Annotated in this window: 3 protein-coding genes; all 3 read left to right on the top strand. The window is 68.7% G+C overall.

The genetic code is table 11. The annotated features are described in order from the left end of the window. On the top strand, positions 1–229 hold a 229-nt coding region (locus G3446_RS27820), incomplete at its 5' end, for a hypothetical protein (RefSeq protein WP_209262669.1). Positions 230–358: 129 nt separating this feature from the next. Further along, positions 359–790, top strand: a complete 432-nt coding sequence (locus G3446_RS27815) for a helix-turn-helix domain-containing protein (RefSeq protein ID WP_209262668.1) — start codon at positions 359–361, stop codon at positions 788–790. A gap of 63 nt (positions 791–853) precedes the next feature. Then, the coding region (locus G3446_RS27810; RefSeq protein WP_209262667.1) for an integrase catalytic domain-containing protein at positions 854–1107 on the top strand (254 nt) is incomplete at its 3' end.

The following is a 1107-nucleotide window of genomic DNA, read 5'->3' as shown; positions in this document are numbered from 1 at the left end:
TGCTGATCGCCGGGACCTATACGCCCTTCACGCTCGTCGGACTCAAGGGCACCCTGGGCTGGCTGATGTTCGGAGCCGATTCACGGTGCATCGCCTGCATCTGTGCAGCCGCTTTGCCGAGCTGGGCCGAGCGGCGGGCTGGCAGGCGTTCTGGTCGCTGTGCTTGCAGAGCCTGCGCTTGAGCGAGGCGATGGGGTGGGTCGAGCGGATGGGGGTCGCTGTCCCGTGATGGCCTGAAGCGAGCCGCGCGCGGGACAGCGCCCGGCGCGGTGCTGTCGCGTCCCACAGCACTTGCCCCTGCCCCTGGGGCGGCGTCCAGGGTCTCCTGTGCTCTCCTTTCAGACATGAGGAGATCGCGATGCACGATATCCATCCCGTGGCCCTGTTCCGTTACTCGGTGCTGGGTCCGCTGGTCAGCCGCGCCCAGTTGCCACGCGGCGAGCCCAAGGCGACGCTGCGTGAGCTCGCTGAACGTCACTACGCCATCCCCGGCTCGCACCACACGCGCCTGAGCGAGAAGACGATTGAGGCCTGGTACTACGCCTGGCAGCGCGGCGGGATCGAGGCGCTCGCGCCCAAGGCACGCGCGGACCGGGGGCAGTCGAAGATCGCGCCTGAGGTCCAAGAGGCGATCCTGGCGGCCAAGCGCGAGCATCCGCGCCGCTGCATCGACCGTCTCTGCCGCCTGCTCGAGCGTCGGGGGCAGGTCGCGGCCGGAGCGCTCAAGCGCTCGGCCGTGCACCGCCTGTTACAGGCCCACGGGCTCTCACGCCCGAGTGGAGCGGCGTGAGAGCCAGAGGAGCGACGCACGTTCGTCACCGAGCACGCCGGTGACATCTGGTATGGCGATGTGATGCACGGCCCGCGCGTACCCATGGCGGGGACTCTGCGCAAGGCGTATTTGGTCTCGCTGATGGACGATGCCTCACGCCTGATCGCCCATTCGGCCTTCCGTCCCGGCGAGACGGCGCTCGACATCGAGGCGGTGCTCAAGCAAGCGGTGCTCAAACGCGGCCTGCCGGTGAAGCTCGTGATCGACAACGGCCCGGCCTATCGCGCCAAGACGCTGCAGGGGATCTGCGCCCGACTGGGCATCCACTTGGTCGA

Source organism: Thiorhodococcus minor, assembly GCF_010820565.1.
In the GTDB taxonomy this organism is placed as follows: Bacteria; Pseudomonadota; Gammaproteobacteria; order Chromatiales; family Chromatiaceae; genus Thiorhodococcus; species Thiorhodococcus minor.
Note: the sequence above shows the minus strand (reverse complement) of the source record. Positions and strands in the feature narration are given on the sequence as shown.

Excerpts from the sequence above, each read along its gene's own strand:
- G3446_RS27815 (WP_209262668.1), top strand. The coding sequence starts at position 359 with ATGCACGATATCCATCCCGTGGCCCTGTTCCGTTACTCGGTGCTGGGT.